At 65.7% G+C, this 18,689-nt stretch carries 19 protein-coding genes; 6 read left to right on the top strand and 13 right to left on the bottom strand.

Features of this window, described 5'->3' with window-relative positions:
• The first annotated feature begins 8 nt into the window (after window positions 1–8).
• From flgJ to flgL, 4 genes are all read left to right on the top strand, one after another.
• Complete coding sequence (flgJ, locus tag HDG33_RS24970) at window positions 9–1,013, top strand: flagellar assembly peptidoglycan hydrolase FlgJ (protein WP_184034924.1); 1,005 nt, start codon at window positions 9–11, stop codon at window positions 1,011–1,013.
• 353 nt (window positions 1,014–1,366) lie between these two features.
• The gene (locus HDG33_RS24965) at window positions 1,367–2,140 is read left to right on the top strand and encodes a flagellar brake protein (RefSeq protein ID WP_184034893.1); all 774 of its coding nucleotides are present in this window, start codon (window positions 1,367–1,369) and stop codon (window positions 2,138–2,140) included.
• A gap of 217 nt (window positions 2,141–2,357) precedes the next feature.
• The gene (gene flgK, locus HDG33_RS24960; RefSeq protein WP_184034880.1) at window positions 2,358–4,352 is read left to right on the top strand and encodes a flagellar hook-associated protein FlgK; all 1,995 of its coding nucleotides are present in this window, start codon (window positions 2,358–2,360) and stop codon (window positions 4,350–4,352) included.
• Window positions 4,353–4,361: 9 nt separating this feature from the next.
• A complete protein-coding gene (flgL, locus tag HDG33_RS24955) occupies window positions 4,362–5,588 on the top strand; it encodes a flagellar hook-associated protein FlgL (RefSeq protein ID WP_184034877.1) in 1,227 nt (408 codons plus the stop codon).
• A 67-nt stretch (window positions 5,589–5,655) separates the two neighbouring features.
• Here flgL and fliR read toward each other — a convergent pair whose 3' ends face one another.
• From fliR to fliL, 7 genes are read right to left on the bottom strand one after another with little or no spacing between them, the layout of a single operon-like run.
• On the bottom strand, window positions 5,656–6,438 hold the full coding sequence (gene fliR / locus HDG33_RS24950) for a flagellar biosynthetic protein FliR (protein WP_184034875.1): 783 nt from the start codon (window positions 6,436–6,438) through the stop codon (window positions 5,656–5,658).
• A 31-nt stretch (window positions 6,439–6,469) separates the two neighbouring features.
• Window positions 6,470–6,739 carry a flagellar biosynthesis protein FliQ gene (fliQ, locus tag HDG33_RS24945; RefSeq protein ID WP_090802525.1) on the bottom strand — a complete coding sequence of 90 codons (270 nt, stop codon included), beginning with the start codon at window positions 6,737–6,739 and terminating at the stop codon, window positions 6,470–6,472.
• A gap of 35 nt (window positions 6,740–6,774) precedes the next feature.
• Window positions 6,775–7,584 (bottom strand): flagellar type III secretion system pore protein FliP, encoded by an 810-nt coding sequence (fliP, locus tag HDG33_RS24940; protein WP_184034872.1) that lies wholly within the window; start codon window positions 7,582–7,584, stop codon window positions 6,775–6,777.
• Complete coding sequence (gene fliO / locus HDG33_RS24935) at window positions 7,584–8,099, bottom strand: flagellar biosynthetic protein FliO (protein WP_184034867.1); 516 nt, start codon at window positions 8,097–8,099, stop codon at window positions 7,584–7,586. The genes fliP and fliO overlap by 1 nt, the downstream gene beginning before the upstream one ends.
• On the bottom strand, window positions 8,096–8,560 hold the full coding sequence (gene fliN, locus HDG33_RS24930; RefSeq protein ID WP_090802529.1) for a flagellar motor switch protein FliN: 465 nt from the start codon (window positions 8,558–8,560) through the stop codon (window positions 8,096–8,098). Before fliN ends, fliO begins: the two co-directional genes overlap by 4 nt.
• The gene (fliM, locus tag HDG33_RS24925; protein ID WP_184034863.1) at window positions 8,553–9,551 is read right to left on the bottom strand and encodes a flagellar motor switch protein FliM; all 999 of its coding nucleotides are present in this window, start codon (window positions 9,549–9,551) and stop codon (window positions 8,553–8,555) included. Before fliM ends, fliN begins: the two co-directional genes overlap by 8 nt.
• Before the next feature lie 58 nt (window positions 9,552–9,609).
• On the bottom strand, window positions 9,610–10,110 hold the full coding sequence (gene fliL, locus HDG33_RS24920; protein ID WP_184034860.1) for a flagellar basal body-associated protein FliL: 501 nt from the start codon (window positions 10,108–10,110) through the stop codon (window positions 9,610–9,612).
• Window positions 10,111–10,178: 68 nt separating this feature from the next.
• Here fliL and HDG33_RS24915 point away from each other — a divergent pair, with 68 nt between their 5' ends.
• On the top strand, window positions 10,179–10,532 hold the full coding sequence (locus HDG33_RS24915) for a hypothetical protein (RefSeq protein WP_184034857.1): 354 nt from the start codon (window positions 10,179–10,181) through the stop codon (window positions 10,530–10,532).
• Window positions 10,533–10,944: 412 nt separating this feature from the next.
• On the opposite strand, the gene HDG33_RS24910 is transcribed toward HDG33_RS24915, so the two are convergent.
• From HDG33_RS24910 to fliF, 6 genes are all read right to left on the bottom strand, one after another.
• Window positions 10,945–12,477, bottom strand: a complete 1,533-nt coding sequence (locus tag HDG33_RS24910) for a flagellar hook-length control protein FliK (RefSeq protein ID WP_184034854.1) — start codon at window positions 12,475–12,477, stop codon at window positions 10,945–10,947.
• A gap of 61 nt (window positions 12,478–12,538) precedes the next feature.
• Complete coding sequence (gene fliJ / locus HDG33_RS24905; RefSeq protein ID WP_018418748.1) at window positions 12,539–12,988, bottom strand: flagellar export protein FliJ; 450 nt, start codon at window positions 12,986–12,988, stop codon at window positions 12,539–12,541.
• Between the two features lie 17 nt (window positions 12,989–13,005).
• Window positions 13,006–14,649 (bottom strand): flagellar protein export ATPase FliI, encoded by a 1,644-nt coding sequence (gene fliI / locus HDG33_RS24900; protein WP_184034851.1) that lies wholly within the window; start codon window positions 14,647–14,649, stop codon window positions 13,006–13,008.
• On the bottom strand, window positions 14,643–15,332 hold the full coding sequence (gene fliH, locus HDG33_RS24895) for a flagellar assembly protein FliH (RefSeq protein ID WP_184034848.1): 690 nt from the start codon (window positions 15,330–15,332) through the stop codon (window positions 14,643–14,645). The genes fliI and fliH overlap by 7 nt, the downstream gene beginning before the upstream one ends.
• Window positions 15,319–16,314, bottom strand: coding sequence for a flagellar motor switch protein FliG (fliG, locus tag HDG33_RS24890; RefSeq protein WP_018418745.1), 996 nt, complete (start codon window positions 16,312–16,314; stop codon window positions 15,319–15,321). Before fliG ends, fliH begins: the two co-directional genes overlap by 14 nt.
• Entirely contained in the window at window positions 16,304–18,100 is a 1,797-nt protein-coding gene (gene fliF, locus HDG33_RS24885) for a flagellar basal-body MS-ring/collar protein FliF (RefSeq protein ID WP_184034845.1), read from the bottom strand. Before fliF ends, fliG begins: the two co-directional genes overlap by 11 nt.
• A gap of 236 nt (window positions 18,101–18,336) precedes the next feature.
• On the opposite strand from fliF, the gene fliE reads away from it, so the two are divergent.
• A complete protein-coding gene (gene fliE / locus HDG33_RS24880; protein WP_184034842.1) occupies window positions 18,337–18,672 on the top strand; it encodes a flagellar hook-basal body complex protein FliE in 336 nt (111 codons plus the stop codon).
• The last annotated feature ends 17 nt before the right edge of the window (window positions 18,673–18,689 follow it).

Here is an 18,689-nt window from a genome sequence, read left to right as displayed (position 1 = left end):
CACGCGAGATGAATTCCGATACGACCAATAGCGTCAACTCCGCCAACGATCTGACCAGCCGGTTCGCGCTCGACGTGCAAGGCTTCGGCGCACTCAGCGCGCAGGCGAAGGCCTCGCCGCAAGCCGGCATGAAGATGGCCGCGCAGCAGTTCGACGCCGTGTTCACGCAGATGATGTTGAAGAGCATGCGCGATGCAACGCCGCAGGACGGTCCGTTCGATTCGCACGACACGGCGACGTTCACGTCGATGATGGATCAGCAGATGGCGCAGCAGCTGTCGAAGAAGGGCATCGGCGTCGCCGACGCGATGCTCAAGCAGCTGATGCGCAACCAGGGCATGCAGGTGGGTGGCGCGAACGGCGCGGGCGCGGCGGGTGGTCTCGCCGGCATGGCCAACGCGCTCGGCGGCGGTAGCGGCGGCGACGAAGGCCAGAGCGCGGCGCTCAACGCGCTCGCGCGTGCCTACGGCAACGCCCAGGCCAACGGTCAGCTCGGGCTCGGCCGCGCCTACTCGGCCAATAGCGCGCTGACGCCGCCGGTGCGCGGCGACGGCAGCTCGTCGAAGGTCGACGCCTTCGTCGACAAGCTCGCCGCGCCGGCGCAGGCCGCGAGCGCAGCAACCGGCATTCCGGCGCGCTTCATCATCGGTCAGGCCGCGCTCGAATCGGGCTGGGGCAAGAGTGAGATCAAGAAGGCCGACGGCTCGACGAGCCACAACGTGTTCGGCATCAAGGCGGGCAACGACTGGACCGGCAAGACCGTGTCGACGGTCACGACCGAGTACGTGAACGGCAAGCCGCAGCGCACGGTCGAGAAATTCCGCGCGTACGACTCGTACCAGGAAGCGATGACCGATTACGCGAGCATGTTGAAGAACAATCCGCGTTACGCGCAGGTGATCAATTCGTCGCGCGACGTGAACGGTTTTGCGAACGGCATGCAGCGCGCCGGTTATGCAACCGATCCGCATTACGCGAAAAAGCTGCTGTCGATCATGCAGAAAATGGGCTGATTAAAAATAATGCACGCGACGGCATTAAAGCGGTTTTAAAGGTGTCGGTAAAAGCGGCGATAAAAGCAGCAAAAAAAGCGGCATCGGTAAAAAGCTCCGCGAGGTCCGGGGCGAGCAAGGTTGCGGAAAATAGGGCAGATACGCTTTTAACGTTTGCGCGAAATTTTCCGGCGAATATTTAAATTGAGCCCCTAAATTTTGGCTCGATGCTGCCGCTAACGAGTTAGACCCGATACCGGAATAGCGCTGTAAGGTCCGGTCGAACGCGTGTGTTGCGGCTTTGCATGAAGACCCTCAGAGTCCATGGCTAGGCCCTGGCACGTGCCCGCAAGAACATGCTTACCGGCAAGCCCATGGATATGAACCAGTCGAACGGCCTGACTGACACGAACGGTCAGCCGCACGTCCCGCAAAACGAGAGCGCTTCCGATTTCGGCCGCCGCAATCCGCTGGAAATCGGCGTGCAGCTGCGCAATATCGTCAATCGCGGCGATTTCCTCACCGTCGAATATGCGGGCGGGCAGATCGTCACGCGCCTGCTCGACGTCGACGTGCGCGAGCGCACCTTCACCTTCGATTGGGGCGCGCTTGCCGATCAGAACAAGGGGCTGCTCAACGCGCCGCGCTGCCAGTTCCACGCGTCGCCCGACGGCGTGCGCGTCGAGTTCACGACCCCGACGCCACGCGAGACGCGCTTCGAGGGAATGCCGGCGTTCGAGGCCGACTTCCCCGAGGTGCTGTTCTACGTGCAGCGCCGCGAGTACTTCCGCGTCGCCGCGCCGATTCTCGACCCGTTCATGTGTACGGGCCGCCTGCCCGAGGGCGACACGTTCCGCTTCGAGGTGCACGACCTGTCGCTCGGCGGCGTCGGGATGCGCACGACCGACCTGCGCGTCGCCGCGCTGCCGATGGGCGCGCGCCTGATGGACTGCGAGCTCACGCTCGGCGCGCTCGGCAGTCTGTCGCTCGATCTGCAGCTCGTGTCGCATCGCTCGCTCGCGCTGCCGAACGGCACGCAGCGCTATCAGCTCGGCTTCCGTTTCCTGTCGCTGCCGGGCAACGCGGAAAACACGCTGCAGCGGCTGATCACGCAGCTCGAAATGAAGCGCCGCTCGCTGGCGCGCTGAGCGGCGAGCCAACGCGCGGTGCCGTTCGCGCGACGCCCGGCACCGCGCGAACGCTTTGGCCGACGAAGCAAACGTTGCACTCGCGTCGGAGGCAACAGCGCGGCAACGTCGCGCAAACGAAGTGGAATGGCCCTCAATTTTTCGCAAGGTGGGCCGTTAAAGAGGATGTTCCACTAACGCGGTGGCATGTCTGCGATGCCGCCCTTCAGGATGACGCATGTCCAGCAATCTGTTGAATATCGGCCTTAGCGGACTCAACGCGGCCCAATGGGGTTTGACGACGACTGGTGAGAACATCAGCAACGCGTCGACACCCGGCTATACGATGGAAACCCCGGTGTATTCGGAGACGGGCGGCACGTATACCGGCTCCGGCTACCTGCCGATGGGCGTCTCCACCGACACCGTGACGCGCGCGTACAGCCAGTACCTGACGACCCAGCTGAACAACGCGCAGTCGTCGAGCAGCGCGCTCACCGCGTACAACACGATGATCACCCAGCTCAACAACCTCGTCGGCAGTCCGACCGCCGGGATTGCGAGCGCGATCAGCGGTTACTTCACGGGGCTGCAGAACGTCGCCAACAACGCGTCGAGCGTGTCGGCGCGGCAGACCGCGGTCAGCGACGCGCAGACGCTCGCGAACCAGATCAACGCGGCGGGCCAGCAGTACGACCAGTTGCGCTCGAGCGTCAACACGCAGCTGAGCAACTCTGTTACGCAGATCAACACCTACACCGCGCAGATCGCGTCGCTGAACACGCAGATCACGCAGGCGAGCAACCAGGGCCAGCCGCCGAACCAGCTGCTCGACGAACGCGACCAGGCGGTGTCGAACCTGTCCCAGCTGATCGGCGTGTCGGTCGTGCAGGACAACGGCAGCTATAGCCTGTTCATGTCGAGCGGACAGCCGCTCGTGCTGGCCGGCAACAGCTTCAATCTCGGCACGGCGACTTCGTCGGGTGATCCGAGCGAGCTGTCGGTCCAGTATCTCGGCCAGGCCGGGGCAAAGCCGACACCGACGCCGCAGACGCTGTCCGACACGAGCGTGTCCGGCGGCACGCTGGGCGGGCTGCTGCAATTCCGCTCGCAAACGCTCGATCCGGCCGAGGCGCAACTGGGCGCGATCGCGACCAGCTTCGCCGCGCAGGTCAATGCGCAGAACGAACTCGGCCTGACGCTGAACGGCACTGCGGGCGGCGCGCTGTTCACGGTCGGCTCGCCGACCGTGTACGCGAACTCGCAGAACACCGGCAACGCTACGCTCGGCGTCTCGTTCGCCGACGCGACCCAGCCGACCACGGGCGACTACACGCTGTCGTACGACGGCAGTAGCTACACGCTGACCGACAACCAGACCGGCAGCATCGTCGGTTCGGCGGCGAACCTGACCAACCCGATCGGCGGCCTGCAGTTCTCGGTCGCGAGCGGCACGATGAAGGCCGGCGACTCGTTCTCGGTCGAACCGACCCGCGGCGCGCTCGACGGCTTCGCGCTGACCACCACGTCGGCGTCGGCAATCGCGGCCGCGGCGCCGGTGCTCGCGTCGGCGTCGACGTCGAACACCGGCACCGGGACGATCACGCAAGGCACGGTATCTGCCGGCTACAGCGCGCCGACCAGCACCTCGACGATCACTTACACCGCGGGCACCGGCCTGACCGGCTTCCCGGTCGGCACGGTGGTGACAGTCGCCGGCTCGCCGTCCACGCAGTACACGATCAGCTCGGCGACGACCGCGGTGCCATACTCGCCGAGCTCGGGCGCGACGCTGACGATCACCAACCCGAGCAATTCGGCGAGCGCGGGCGTGATGAACAACGTGACGGTCACGATCAGCGGCACGCCCGCCAACGGCGACTCGTTCACGATCGGACCGAACACCGGCGCGACCAACGACGGCCGCAACGCGCAACTGCTGTCGAACCTGACTTCGGCGCAGGTGCTCGACGGCGGCACCTCGACGCTGACGGGCGCGTACGCGAGCTACGTCAACAACATCGGCAACCAGACCACGCAGATCCAGACCTCGGCGACCGCGCAAAGCACGCTCGTCACGCAGATCACGTCGGCGCAGCAGTCGGTGTCGGGCGTCAATATCAATGAGGAAGCGGCCAACCTGCTTCAGTACCAGCAGCTCTATCAGGCCAACAGCAAGGTCATCCAGACGGCGCAGACGCTGTTCCAGACTTTGCTTGGCATCTTCTCGTAAGGCGGAACCATGCGAATTTCGAGCCAGCAGTACTTCAGCATGAACGTCGCGAACATGAGCAATCAGCAGGCTCAGTTGTCGCAGATCTATCAGGAAATCTCGAGCGGCCAGAGCCTGACCACGCCCGCCGACAATCCGCTCGGCGCCGCGCAGGCCGTGCAGCTCAGCTCGACGGCGTCCGCGCTGTCGCAGTACACGACGAACCAGAACGCGGCGCTCACGTCGTTGCAGGCCGAGGACTCGACGCTCTCCAACGTCATCACGACGTTGCAAAGCGCGAACACGTTAGGCCTGCGCGCCGGCGACGGCAGTTTGAACGACGCCGACCGCACGGCGATCGCCGCGCAGCTGACCGCCCTGCGCGACCAGCTCGTCACCTACGCGAATGCGAACGACAGCTCGGGCAACGCGCTGTTCGCCGGTTTCCAGAATTCGACCCAGGCCTTCACGACCGATGCGGCCGGCAACGTCGCCTATACGGGCGACACGGGCACGCGCACCGTGCAGGTCACCGATAGCAACGCGGTCTCGACCGGTGACAATGGGCTGTCGGTGTTCATGAGCGTCGGCGCGACCAACGCGCAGCCGATCGCCTCGGGCGACCCGGCCAATACCGGCAGCGGCGTGATCGGCGCGGTGTCGGTCAAGGATCCGACCAACGCGGGGAACGCGGACTCGTACCAGATCCAGTTCAGCGGCAGCGGCAGCTCGCTCACCTACACGGTCACTGACACGACGACCAACGTCGCGGGTACGGCGCAGCCGTACACGGCGGGCTCGGACATCACGATCGCGGGCCAGACCGTCGAAATCACAGGCACGCCGGCGGCCAACGACAAATTCACGGTGCAGCCGGCCAACCAGGCGGGCACCAACGTGTTCGCGAACCTGAACGCGATGATCGCCGCGCTCCAGCAGCCGGTGAGCGGCGACCCCGCGGCCTCGGCGAAGCTGCAGAACGCGTTGAATACGGGCCTGTCGCAGCTTGGCAACACGCTGAACAACGTCACCGCGGTGCAGGCATCGGTCGGCGGCCGCGAGCAGGAAGTCAAGGCGCTGCAAACGGTTACGGAGACCAACTCACTGCAAACGCAAAGCGATCTCGCGGACCTGACCCAGACCGACATGGTCTCGACGATCAGCAAGTACACGATGCAGCAGGCGGCCTTGCAGGCTTCGCAGCAAGCGTTCGTGCAGATCCAGAACATGTCGCTGTTCCAGTACATCAACGGCTGATGCCGCTCCGGCGGCGCAATAAAGAAACCGGCGCGAGCCGGTTTTTTTATGTCCGCGATTTTCGGCGTTATCCCAGCGCCGCCGCGACCCGTCCCATCTCATCGATGCCGCTATCGAACAAGCGCACGAAGAACGGGATCATGTTCGGCAGCATCAGCTGCACGAGCAGCAGGCCGACCAGCATCGTCAGCGGAAAGCCGATCTGGAACACGCCGATCTGCGGCGCCGCGCGATTGAGAATGCCGAGCGCGAGGTTCGCGATCAGCAGTGCGACGACGACCGGCAACGCGAGCAGCAGCCCCGCCGAGAAGATCGAGCCGCCCCAGTTCGCGAGCGTCTGCCAACCGTGCGGCGCGAGCAGGTTCGCCGACACCGGCACCGACTGGAACGTCGTCACGAGCGCGGCGATCATCTGCAGATGACCGTCGACGGCGAGAAACACCAGCGTCGCGATCGTCGTCATGTAGCGTGAGATCACGACGCCCGAGCCGGTCGCCTGCTGGTCGAAGAAGGTCGCGAAGCCAAGGCCCATGCCGAGGCCGATGAAGTAGCCGGTCGCGTCGATCGCCTGGAACACGACCTGCATCGTCACGCCGAGCGCGATGCCGATCAGGAACTGGTTGACGAGAATCCACACGCCGGCCGCGGAAAACACGGTGACCTGCGGCAGCGCGCCGATCGTCGGGGCGACGATGATCGTCGCGAACGCGGCGAGACCGATTTTCACGCGCGAGGGCAGCGACATGTTGCCGAACACCGGCGCGGTCGCGATCAGCGCGGCGATGCGCGCGAACGGCCACAGGAACGCGGTCAGCCAGACGTTCAGTTGCGCGTAGGTGACCGTGAACATGGAGTGGGGAGGGCAGGCGTGCCAGCGGCGCTCAGTTGACGAGCGTCGGAATGCTGGTGATCGTGTGGCGCAGATAGTCGAGCATCGTGGTCAGCATCCATGGTCCGGCGATCACCAGCGTGAGCGCGATCGCGAGCAGCTTCGGGATGAACGACAGCGTGCTTTCGTTGATCTGCGTGGCAGCCTGGAACAGGCTCACGACCAGACCGACGACGAGCGCGACGAGCAGCAGCGGGGCGGCCAGCACGAGGCCGACGTACATGGCCTGGTGGGCCAGCGTCATGACTGCTTCGGGTGTCATCGTGAGTGCCTGAGGAACAAGGAGTCGAAAAAATATCAGACGAAGCTCTGCGCGAGCGAGCCGAGTAGCAACTGCCAGCCGTCGACGAGCACGAACAGCATCAGCTTGAACGGCAGCGAAATCGTCGCCGGCGACACCATCATCATGCCCATCGACATCAGCACGCTCGCGACCACCATGTCGATGATCAGGAACGGAATGAAGATCGTGAAGCCGATCGTGAAGCCGGTCTTCAACTCGCTCGTCACGAACGACGGCACCAGCAGCGACAGCGGCACGTCTTCGGGCCCCTGCATCGGCGCCGCGTGGGAGATGCGCGCGAACAGCGCAAGGTCGCTTTCGCGGGTCTGACGCAGCATGAAGGTCTTGAACGGCGCGACGCCGCGCGCCACCGCCTGATCCATCGGCATCGTGCCTTCGGAGAACGGCTTGTAACCTTCGTTATAGGCCTTATCGAGCACCGGCGACATCACGAACAGCGTCAGAAACAGCGCGAGACCGACGACCACCTGGTTCGGCGGCGTCGTGGTCGTGCCGAGCGCCTGGCGCAGCAGCGACAACACGATCACGATGCGCGTGAAGCTCGTCATCATCAGCACCATCGCGGGCAGGAACGACAGCATCGTGAGCAGCAGCATCGTCTGCACGCTCAGCGAGTAGGTCGTGCCGCCGTTGGGGCCGGGGCTCGTCGTGAACGCCGGCAGGCCGGCGGTTTGCGCGAAAGACAGCGTCGGCAGCGCGAACAGCAGTGCCGGCAGCGCGAGTTGAAGCGCTGCGGGGAGCGCCCGCCCCGCACGGCGCGTAAGCGTGAAGAACCAGGCTGACTGCCCGAAACTGACCTGCATTACCGATCCCCGCCGCGGTGCGCGTTGAAACGTTTGCCCACTTCGCCTTTCAGGGCGTCGCGAAAGCGTTGACCAAAAGTACCGGAAAGCGGTGCTGGCGAAGCGGCAACCGTATCGGCCGCTGCGGAACCCGCCGGCATCGTATGCAGCAGCCGCACGTTGCCGGGCGCGGCGCCGAGCACGAGCCACGTATCGCCGATCTCGACGACCGCGACGCGTTCCTTGCCACCGAGCGAAGCGCCGCCGACCGTCTTCACAAGACCGCCGCGCTGGCCCGGTTGCAGGCCGAAGCGTCGCGCGAGCCACGCGCAGCCGAACACGAGGCCGATCACGACCGCGAGCCCGACGAAGGTTTGCAGGACCGCGCCGACGCCGAGCGCCGGCACCGCGCTACCCGCGCCGACACCGGAGGCGATCTTCGCGGCGTTGTTGACCGCGTTCATGTCGGCGGCGTGCGCGACGGTGGACGCGAAAAACGACGCGAGCAGCACGCCGCGACCTGCCAAACGTTTCATCGATTGAGTTTCCGGATGCGTTCGGACGGCGTGATGATGTCGGTCAGCCGGATACCGAACTTGTCGTTGACGACCACCACCTCGCCCTGCGCGATCAGGCAGCCGTTGACGAGCACGTCCATCGGTTCGCCGGCCATGCCGTCGAGTTCGACGACCGAGCCCTGCGCGAGCTGCAGCAGATTGCGGATCGCGATCTTGGTGCGGCCGAGTTCGACCGTCATCTGGACGGGAATGTCCAGGATCATGTCGATGTCGTTGTGCGTCGAGGTCGGCGCGGCCTTCGACAGCGGCTGGAACACGGCGCCCGCGGCCGGGTTGATTTCGTCGTTGCCGTTCTGCTCGGCGAGCGCGCTTGCCCAGTCGGCCATCGCCGCGTCGTCTTCCACGGCGGACAGCTCACCGGCGGCGAGTTGCTCGGCTGCCGCGAGATCGGTCTCGGGCTTTGCGTTCAGGTCACTCATATCCACCTTCCTTCATCGTGTCGGCTGCGCTGACCATCTTCTGGACCCGCAACGCGTACTGACCATTGAAAATTCCGTAGCCGCATTCCATCACCGGCACGCCGTCTACTTTCGCGGTGATGTGCTCGGGGATGTTGATTGGCAGAACATCGCCTTTGCGCATGTTCAGGATCTGTTCGAACGTGACCGGCACCTGCGCGAGATCGGCGCTCAGCTGCACTTCGGCGGCCTGCACCTGCTGCGACAGCACGCGCACCCAGCGTCGGTCGACGTCCACCGCCTCGCCCTGGATCGGCGACGAGAGCACGTCGCGGATCGGCTCGATCATCGAGTAGGGCATGCAGATGTGCAGCGTGCCGCCCGTCGAGCCGAACTCGATCGAGAACTGCGTGACGATGACGATTTCGTTCGGCGTCGCGACGTTGGCGAACTGCGTGTGCATTTCCGAGCGCACGTATTCGAACTGCAGCGGACGCACGCTCTTCCATGACGCCGCGTAGTGCTCGAACGTCAGATTGAGCAGCTTCGTGATGATGCGCTGCTCGGTCTGCGTGAAATCGCGTCCTTCGACGCGCGTATGGAAACGGCCGTCGCCGCCGAACAGGTTGTCGACCACGAAGAACACGAGGTTCGGATCGAACACGAACAGCGACGTGCCGCGCAGCGGCTTCACGTGGACCAGGTTCAGGTTGGTCGGGATCGGCAGGTTGCGCGTGAACTCGCTGTACTTCTGCACCTTCACCGGGCCGACGGAAATTTCCGCCGAGCGCCGCATGAAGTTGAAAATGCCGACGCGCAACAGGCGCGCGAAGCGGTCGTTGATGATTTCGAGGCCCGGCATTCGGCCACGGACGATACGTTCCTGCGTGGCGATGTTGTACGGCCGCACGCCCGTGCGGTCGTTTTGCTCGGATTCCGTGTCGGATTCGCCGGTGACGCCCTTCAGAAGGGCATCGACCTCCTCCTGGGACATGAACTCTTCGTGGCCCATTGCTTATTCCTCGTGCGTCCCTTGGCGATTGATGATGGCAGCGCTTGACAACGTCACGTCACTGCACGACGAATTCGGTGAACAGCACGTCCTGCACGCGGATCGGTGCGACGCTCTTGTCGGTCGGCTCGGTGATCAGCGTCTTCAGCTCTTCGGCGAGCGCGCGCTTGCCTTCGAGCGGCGCGAGTTCTTCGGGGTGCTTGTTCGACAGCGCGAGCAGGATGCGGCTGCGCACTTCCGGCATGTGATCGGTGAGCGCCTGCTGGGTGGCGGCATCGCCGAGCTTGAGCGTGAGGCCGATGCGCAGGAAGTGTTGCTGGCCGTCGTCCGATTGCAGGTTGACGGTCATCGATTCGAGCGGGAAGAACAGCGGCACGGCGGATTGCGCCGGCGCGGCTTCGGCCGATACGGCGACGGGTACGCGCTTCGACATGAAGAACCACACGCCGGCACCGGCAGCGCCCGCGGCGATCAGCGCAATGAGGACGATCAGGATGATGCGCTTCATGGGGCCCGGCGAGGCGGGCGCGGCTTGTTGCGGGGCGGTCGTGGTTGCCATTTGGTTTGCCAGCTTGTTGCTGGCCTAGTAAGGGTTAGGGTGATTGTTGTTGATTTGCCTGCGGCGCTATGGGTCGAAAAGAAGGGCTATTTCTGGCTATTTCTGGCCGTTTCTGGTTTTTGGCTTTTTTTTTGTCGTTGTTCTGGCTTTGTTGGCCTTTCCTTGCTGACTTATCGGTCTATTGGCGTTGCCCCTTGCAGGGCGGGGCTTTTTTCGTTGTTCTGGCTTTGTTGGCCTTTCCTTGTTGTCTTGTCGGTCTATTAGCGTTGCCCCTGTGCGGGGCGGCACCTACTTTCTTTGCTGCTGCAAAGAAAGTAGGCAAAGAAGACAGCTCAAACCGCCAACTCTTAAGCGGGTCCCTCGGTCTGCATGAGGTAGTGGTGCATCTGGAATCCGTGCTCCCGCACATTCCGCGCCAGTGACAAGGCAGTCATTCTTCCGGCGGCGCTACGCGCGCCGAAACCCCGTTCAAAACCCACTGGTGGTTTCAGCGCATCGCCGAGGCACAGCCGAGGGCCCCCGCTGCGCGGGCCAAACCATTGGTTTCCCAGGCAGACCCGTCCGCGACGCACGTAGTGCGGAGTGGGAGGGATGACGGCTTTGTCACGAACGGGGAATGTGCGGGGGCACGGATTCCAGATGCACCACTACCCCTTCCAAGCCAGGGGACCCGCTTATGAGCTTGCGGTTTGAGCTGTCTTCTTTGCCTACTTTCTTTGCAGCAGCAAAGAAAGTAGGTGCCGCCCCGCACAGGGGCAACGCTAATAGACCGACAAGAAAGCAAGGAAAGGCCAACACCACCAGAACAACGACAAAAAAGCGCCCCGCCTCGCTTCAGGCAAACGTATCGACCAATCCAACCTGCTGCCGCACGGCAACATTCCCGATGGCATCGCTGGAGCTGTCCCCTGCAAGGGCGCCCCCACCACCACTACCCCTCTTCCCATTCCCCCCACCCGCGCCAGCGCTCTGCTGCTGTTGCCCGCTCTGCCGGGCAAACCCATCACTCACACTCGCACTGCCAAGCCCAATCCCATTCGACTCCATCGCCTCGCGAAGCTTCGGCAACGCCGCCTCGACCGCCTCCCGCACCGACTGGTGCTGCGAAACGAACAGCGCATGCGCATGGTTATCCGCCACCTGCAACACGACCTGCAACGGCCCCAGATCCTTCGGATTGAGCGTCAGCTCAGCACTCTGCGAATGCGCATTCGACAAAAACACCACCTTCTGGCTCAGCGCGTCTTCCCAGTCGCTCGTGCCGACCTGCGGCGTCAACGCATTCGCGGCGGCGGCCGCGCTCGCATTGCCCGTACTCTGCGCTGCCGCCGTCGTGCTCGCGGCGTTCGCTGCCGCCTGCGTCGCGGCCAGCGCGGCGTTCGCCGCCTCGGACGCGCTGCGTGCCGATGCGAGGTTGTCCGCCTGGCCGCTCGTCGCGGCCGCGGCGCTCAACGCATCGGCGGCCGACTTCGCTGCCGACGGATCGGCCAGCGCGGTCGCGGCGGCCGTCGCCGTCGACGTCGCGTGGGTCGTCGAGGCGCCCTTGCCGTTGCCGAACAGGCCGCCCGCGAGCGTCTTGTCGTCCGACGTGCCGTTCAGGCCGTTTTTCGTGCTGCCCAAGCCGCCCGCCGCGCTCGACACGCTCGCGGCTTTCGCGGCCGCGCCGGCAGCAAGCGCGGCCGCGGGCACCGCGCCCTGGCCGCTCGACAGCGCGGACAGCGCACTCTGCAACGCTTCCTGCAGCGACTTCGGATCGACCGCGCCTTTCCTGCTTGCCGCGGTGGCCGCGAGCGCGCTCGTGGCCGTGCCGGCCAGCGCGCTCACCGCATCGGCGGCCGAGCTCGCGGCATCGGTCGTGGTGGTGGCGTTCGAGTCGGCGTTGTTGGCGACGACCTGTGCCTGCGCTTGCGCCTGAGCCTGGGCGGCAGCCGCAGCCGCGGCGAGCGCGCCAGCGTCGGTTTGCGCCTTGGTGTCTTTCTGCCTGGCTTGCGTCGCGCTCGCCTGGCTGTTCGATGCCTGCTGCGTTGGTGTCGCCGACGGCGTGGACGACGGCGATGACGCGCTGCTGCTGGCCGCGTTGCTCGCTGTGCCGTTGCCGTTCTGGCTGCCGCTCGCGCTCTGCTGCGAGGAAGCGGGAGCAGACGCGGAAGCGGGCGGCGGCGCACTGGGCGCGCTCGGCGCCGAGGCTTGCGACGCCGTCGCTGAACTGGTCTGCTGTTGATTCGCGCTGTTCTGCTGGTCGATGCTTTGCTGCAAGGTCTGCGCGAACGGGCTCCCCGCGGCGTTCGCGGACGCGCTGCTCGACCCATTGCCGCTCGTGTCGAGCAGCGTGCTCAGTTGGGAGCCGATCTGTGAAAGAAGCGACATAAAGAATCCTGTGAATCGGTCGAACGGGTGTGCCGAAGGGCGTTAGCCGCGAGGCAAGGCCTCACGCGCCGTCGGCTCGCATGCGCAGACTCCGCGCCGCATATTCGTCGGCGTCGCGCTGTTCGCGCCGCGCCGCAACCTTCGCCTCGGCCGCCTCGCCGCGCGCCTGCAGCACTTCGTACGAGCCGAGCTTCTGCTTGTGGCGCTGCCAGTCGGGCTTCGCCGCCTCGAGGCGCGCGCTCGCCGCCGCCAGCAGGCTGCGCTGCTGCTCGATCGCGGCATCGAGCGTGTCGATGAACGCCTGGAAGTTGCGCATGTTGCCGGCCGGCATGCCCGACTGCGCGCTCTCCATGAAGCGTGCGTAGTATTCGTCGCGGTACTGCACGAGTGCATCGAGTTGCGCCTGTACGTCGTTGCGCTCGCGCTGCGCGCGGCCGAGCCGCTGCGCGGCGGCGTCCACGTCGTCCTGCGCGAGACCGATCAGCGTCTTGATCGGAAAATGTTTCGACATCGTCAGCCTCCTCGGCCCTAAGCAAACAGCGCGTTCAGCATGTCGATGCTCGGCTGGAAGTTCGCGCACTCGCGAAAGCCTTGCTGCAGGAACGCTTCCATCCGCGGATACAGCGCGATCGCGCGATCGAGCACCGCGTCGCGCCCGCTCGAATACGCGCCGACGTTGATCAGATCGCGGTTGCGCTGATAGCGCGACAGCATCTGCTTGAACATACGCGTTTTATTCAGATGGTTATCGTCGATCAGCGCGGTCATTGCCCGGCTAATCGACGCTTCGATATCGATCGCAGGGTAGTGGCCGGCTTCGGCGAGCGAGCGCGACAGCACGATGTGGCCGTCGAGAATCGCGCGCGCCGAGTCGGCGATCGGGTCCTGCTGGTCGTCGCCTTCGGTGAGCACCGTGTAGAACGCGGTGATCGAGCCGCCGCCCGCCGGTCCGTTGCCGGTGCGCTCGACGAGCGCCGGCAGCTTTGCGAACACCGACGGCGGATAACCCTTGGTCGCGGGCGGCTCGCCGATCGCGAGCGCGATCTCGCGCTGCGCCATCGCGTAACGGGTCAGCGAATCCATTAGCAGCAGCACGTGCTTGCCCTGGTCGCGGAAGTATTCGGCGAGCGAGGTCGAGTACGCGGCGGCCTGCATCCGTAACAGCGGCGACACGTCGGCCGGCGCGGCGATCACGACCGAGCGCGCCAACCCTTCCTCGCCGAGAATCTGTTCGATGAACTCCTTCACTTCGCGGCCACGTTCGCCGATCAGGCCGATCACGATCACCTCGGCGCTGGTGTAGCGCGCCATCGTGCCGAGCAGCACAGATTTACCGACGCCCGAACCCGCGAACAGCCCCATCCGTTGACCACGACCGACGGTCAACAGCGAGTTGATCGCGCGCACGCCGACGTCGAGCACCTTGTGAATCGGCTCGCGATTGAGCGGATTGATGACCGGCGCGGACAGCGGCGCGTCCTTTTGCGTGCCGAGCGGGCCGAGCCCGTCGAGCGGACGGCCGGATGCGTCGAGCACGCGGCCGAGCAATTCCCAGCCGACCGGTAGACGCTTCGCGCCCGCGAGCGGGTCGGCGATCGGCGCGCTTTCGAGCGGAAAGACCCGCGCGCCGGGCAACAGCCCGATCACTTCGGTGATCGGCATCAGGAACAGCTTGTCGCCGGAGAAGCCGACCACTTCGGCTTCGGCCATCGGCAGCGAACTGCCGGGCGGCAACTCGATCATCACTTCGGCGCCGACCGACAGACGCAGGCCGACCGCTTCGAGCACGAGACCGGCCGCGCGTGTCAGACGCCCGCACGCGCGCAGCGGCTTCGCGATCGCGTTGCGCGCGCGCAGCGCGTCGAGCTGGCCGCGCCATGCCTGCATGTGGGGATTGATGTCGAGCGCGGGATCGTAGGACGGCGCGTGCGGAGCGTGCGCGGCGCAAGCACTGCGCGCGGCGTGGTCCGTCGCGGCGGACTCGCGGCTCGCCGCCGCGCCTGTCGCCGGATGTGCGCTCGCAGGAGCGTGCCATGCCGCATCCGGGGGCTCCGGAATACCGGCCGACTCGACATCGGCCAGCGCCTCGGCGCCGAACGACGCCAACGCGAGCTCGCGTTCGAGCGGCGTCAGATCGCTCGCGCGGATCTCGTCGAGCGTCGGCTTCACCACGTGCTCACCTTGCCGAGCGCGGCGGCGACGCGCTGCCAGCGCGTCTCGATGCCCGCGTCGACCTCGCCGGTGCCGGCTTGCGCGCGGCAACCGCCACGCTCCACCGATGCGTCGGTGCGCACGGTCCAGCCGCGCGTTTGCAATTCATCGAGCAGATACGCCTCGACGACCGGCAGATCGGCGGGACTCACGATCAGCGCCGGTGCGCCGGCGAGCGCGGGCTCGGCCGCGAGTACCTCGCGCGCGGCCGCGATCAGTGCGGTCGGGTCGTGCTGCACGTGCTGGCGCACGACCTGCTGCGCGATGTCGAGCGCGAGTGCGATCAGCGTTTCCGAGATCGCGTGCTGCGCGCCATCGAGCGCGCTCTTGAAGGTTTCGGCGAGCGCGGCGAGCCGCATCGCTTCCTCGCGCGCCTCGGTCTGGCCTTGCGCGAAACCCTGCGCGTGCCCCTGGTCATAGCCCGCCTGATAGCCGAGCGCCTGGCCGGCCACATGACCGGACGCGACGCCCTGTGCATGCGCGGCTTCGCGGCGGTGCTCGAGTTCGGCTTCGAACGCGCGCTCGTCGAACTCGGGTTCGGCCGGCGGCGGCGCCGGCGGAGCCGGGTCGAACGACGCCATCTCCCAGCGCTGGTAGGCCGAGAGGCTTTCCTTTGCCGGGGCGTTCGGATCAGACATAGGCATCTTCCGCCTTGCCGCCTAGAACGATCTGTCCGCTCTCGGCCAGGTTGCGCACGATCTGCAGGATGCGGCGCTGCTGCGTCTCGACTTCGGACACGCGTACCGGGCCGCGCGCGTCGAGGTCTTCGGCGAGCAACTCGGCCGCGCGCTGCGACATGTTCGACAGGAACTTCTGACGCAGCGCGGGCGCCGCGCCCTTCAGCGAGATGATCAGCGCTTCGGATTCGACTTCCTTCAGCAGCAGCTGGATCGCGCGGTCTTCGAGGTCGAGCAGGTTCTCGAACACGAACATCTGGTCGATGATCTTCTGCGCGAGCTCGGCGTCGTACTGGCGCACGTTTTCGATGACGCCTTCCTCGTGGTTGCTCGACATGAAGTTCAGAATCTCGGCCGCCGTGCGGATACCGCCCATCGGGCTGCGCTTCAGGTTGTCGCTGCCGGACAGGAGGCCGGTCAGCACGTCGTCGAGCTCGCGCAGCGCGGCCGGCTGGATGCCGTCGAGCGTCGCGATCCGCAGCAGCACGTCGTTGCGCAGCCGGTCCGTGAAACAGCCGACGATCTCCGAAGCCTGATCGCGGTCCAGATGCACGAGGATCGTCGCGATGATCTGCGGATGCTCGTTCTTGATCAGTTCCGCGACCGCCGCCGAGTCCATCCACTTCAGGCCTTCGATGCCGCTCGTGTCGCTGCCCTGCAGGATCCGGTCGATGATCGCGCCGGCCTTGTCGTCGCCGAGCGCCTTGGTCAGCACGGAGCGGATGTAATCGCTCGAATCGAGCGACATGCCGGTGTGCTGCTCGGCCTCGCGCACGAACTCCTGCAGCACCTCGTCGACCTGTTCGCGGGTGACGTTCTTCAGCGCGGCCATCGCGACGCCGATTTTCTGAACCTCACGGGGGCCCAGAAACTTGAACACCTGCGCCGCCTCTTCCTCGCCGATCGACATCAGCAGCAGCGCGCTCTTCACTACGCCTTCAGCGCTCATCGGACACCCAGTTCTTGACGACGGTTGCTACGATCTTCGGATCCTGACGCGCGATGCTGCGCGCGAACTCCAGGTTCCGCTCGTATTTGTGCTTCGCGTTTTCGAGCGCGAGCTGCTCGCTATCCGCTTCGATTTCGACCACCGCGCCATCGCGCTCCTCGGCCGGAATGCCGTCGAGCAGCACCGGTTCGTCGGGCGCCATCAGCGCGGCAACCGGCTCGGGCGGCGGCGGGAAGGCGCGGCGCAACGCCGGCTTCACCATCACGAAGTAGAGGAACAGGGCCACCGCGCCGATGCCGAGGTACGTCGCGATCTGCTTGTACAGCGCGAGCATGTCGGGCGTGCGCCACCACGGCAGGTCGGCGTTCGGGTCGAGCTCGGTGGTAAACGCGCTGTTGACCACGTTGACCGAGTCGCCGCGCGACGCGTCGAAGCCCATCGCGTCCTTCACGAGCTGGGTGATCTGCGCGAGCTTGTCGGCGCTGACCGGCTGCATCGTCACGTGACCCTTCGGATCGACGACCCGCAGATAATTGACGACCACCGCGACCGACAGCCGGCGGATGCCGCCCATCGGCTGGTCGACGTGGCGCACGGTCTTGTCGAGCTCGTAGTTGGTGGTCGAATCCTTGCGGTCGCTGACCGGCGTCGTGGTGACCGAGCTCGCGCCGTTGCCCGCCACGATCGGCGCGGAGGCCGGCTGCGGCGGCTGGTTCGACAGCGCGCCCGGCACCCCCGAGGCGCCGCCTTGCGACATTTCGGTGGCGCTGCTCGACTGCCGGCTGCGGATCGCGGCCTGCTGCGGATTGCCGTTCGGGCCGTAGTTCTCGGAGGTCTGCTCGCTGTGCGAGAAGTCGATGTCGGCGCTGACCTGCGAGCGCGCGTTGCCGGCGCCGAACAGCGGCGCGAGGATCGAGTCGATGCGCTGCTGGGTGTTGCGCTCGATCTGCTGGCGGAACTTCAGCTGGGTCGCATCGAGTCCGCTGCCATTGGTGGGCTGCGTGAGCAGGTTGCCGTCCTGGTCGAGGATCGTCACGCCGCGCACCGGCATTTCCGGCACCGCCGACGCCACCATGTGCGTAATCGCGACGACCTGCCCTTCGTCGAGCACGCGGCCCGGGTACAGGTTCACGAGCACCGCCGCCGACGGCGCTTCCTTGTCGCGCACGAACACGCTCGGCTTCGGAATCGCGAGATGCACGCGCGCCGATTTGACGCTCGAGATCGCTTCGATCGTGCGTTCGAGTTCGCCTTCGAGCGCGCGCTGATAGTTGATCTGCTCGTCGAACTGGCTGATGCCGAATTTCTGGTTGTCCATCAGTTCGAAGCCGACCGAGCCACTCTTCGGCAGCCCCTGCGATGCGAGGCGCAGGCGCATCTCGTGGACCTGCTCGGCCGGCACGAGGATCGCGCTGCCGCTTTCGGACAGCTTGTACGGAATATTGGCCTGCTGCAGCGCGGTGATGATCGAGCCGCCGTCGCGGTCGGACAGATTGCTGTAGAGCACCTTGTAGCTGGGCGCGCGCGACCACAGGAACAGGCCGGCGACGACCGCCACCAGCAGCGCGACCGCGAACACGAGCGGCGCGCGCGGGTTGCCGCGCATCTGCGCGAGTCCGGACAGACGCTGGCCGAAATTGCCGCCGATACCTCCCAGGCCGCCGAGGCCACCGAGGTCGGCAGTGCCGCCGGCCTGGCCGCTACCGGCCTGACCGGCAGCGGGCTGCGCGCCGGCGAGCCCCATACGGGCGTCGGGGTTGATCAAAGAGTTGGCTGACGAATCCATGCGTCGGGTTTCTCCGGGGAATGCCTTGGCGTTCTGTCGTGATGCCGCGCCGGGGCTGGGCGGACGGACAGAGACTTTCACCTTTGAAATTATCCGCAGCGCCGCTCAACCCGATTGCTTGAATAGAGCCGGGTTTCCCCTCTAGTTTCGGGACTTTCCGCGAGGAGCCGCTGCTATGCTTTCGTCCAGATCGGTACACCGTCCGGCGGTCCGATCGCACATCCAACGGAGAAAACATGACCATGCCCGTGAACGCGCTATCGTCGGCGCTGCAACAGATGCAGGCGATGGCGGCGCAGGCGGCCGGCGACGCGAGCCCGGCGGCGGATCAATCCGGCGCGGCGACGCCCACCAGCTTCGCGGCGGCGCTGAAGGCTTCGCTCGACAAGATCAGCGACGACCAGCAGAAGGCGGTCGGCGAGTCGCAGGCGTTCGAGCTCGGTGCGTCGAACGTGTCGCTGAACGACGTGATGGTCGACATGCAGAAGGCCAACATCGGTTTCCAGTTCGGCCTGCAGGTGCGCAACAAGCTGGTCTCCGCCTACAACGACATCGCGCAGATGTCGATCTGAGCGGGATCGCGCGTGTC

The organism is Paraburkholderia sp. Cpub6, from assembly GCF_014201065.1.
Lineage (GTDB): Bacteria > Pseudomonadota > Gammaproteobacteria > Burkholderiales > Burkholderiaceae > Paraburkholderia > Paraburkholderia tuberum.
Note: the sequence above shows the minus strand (reverse complement) of the source record. Positions and strands in the feature narration are given on the sequence as shown.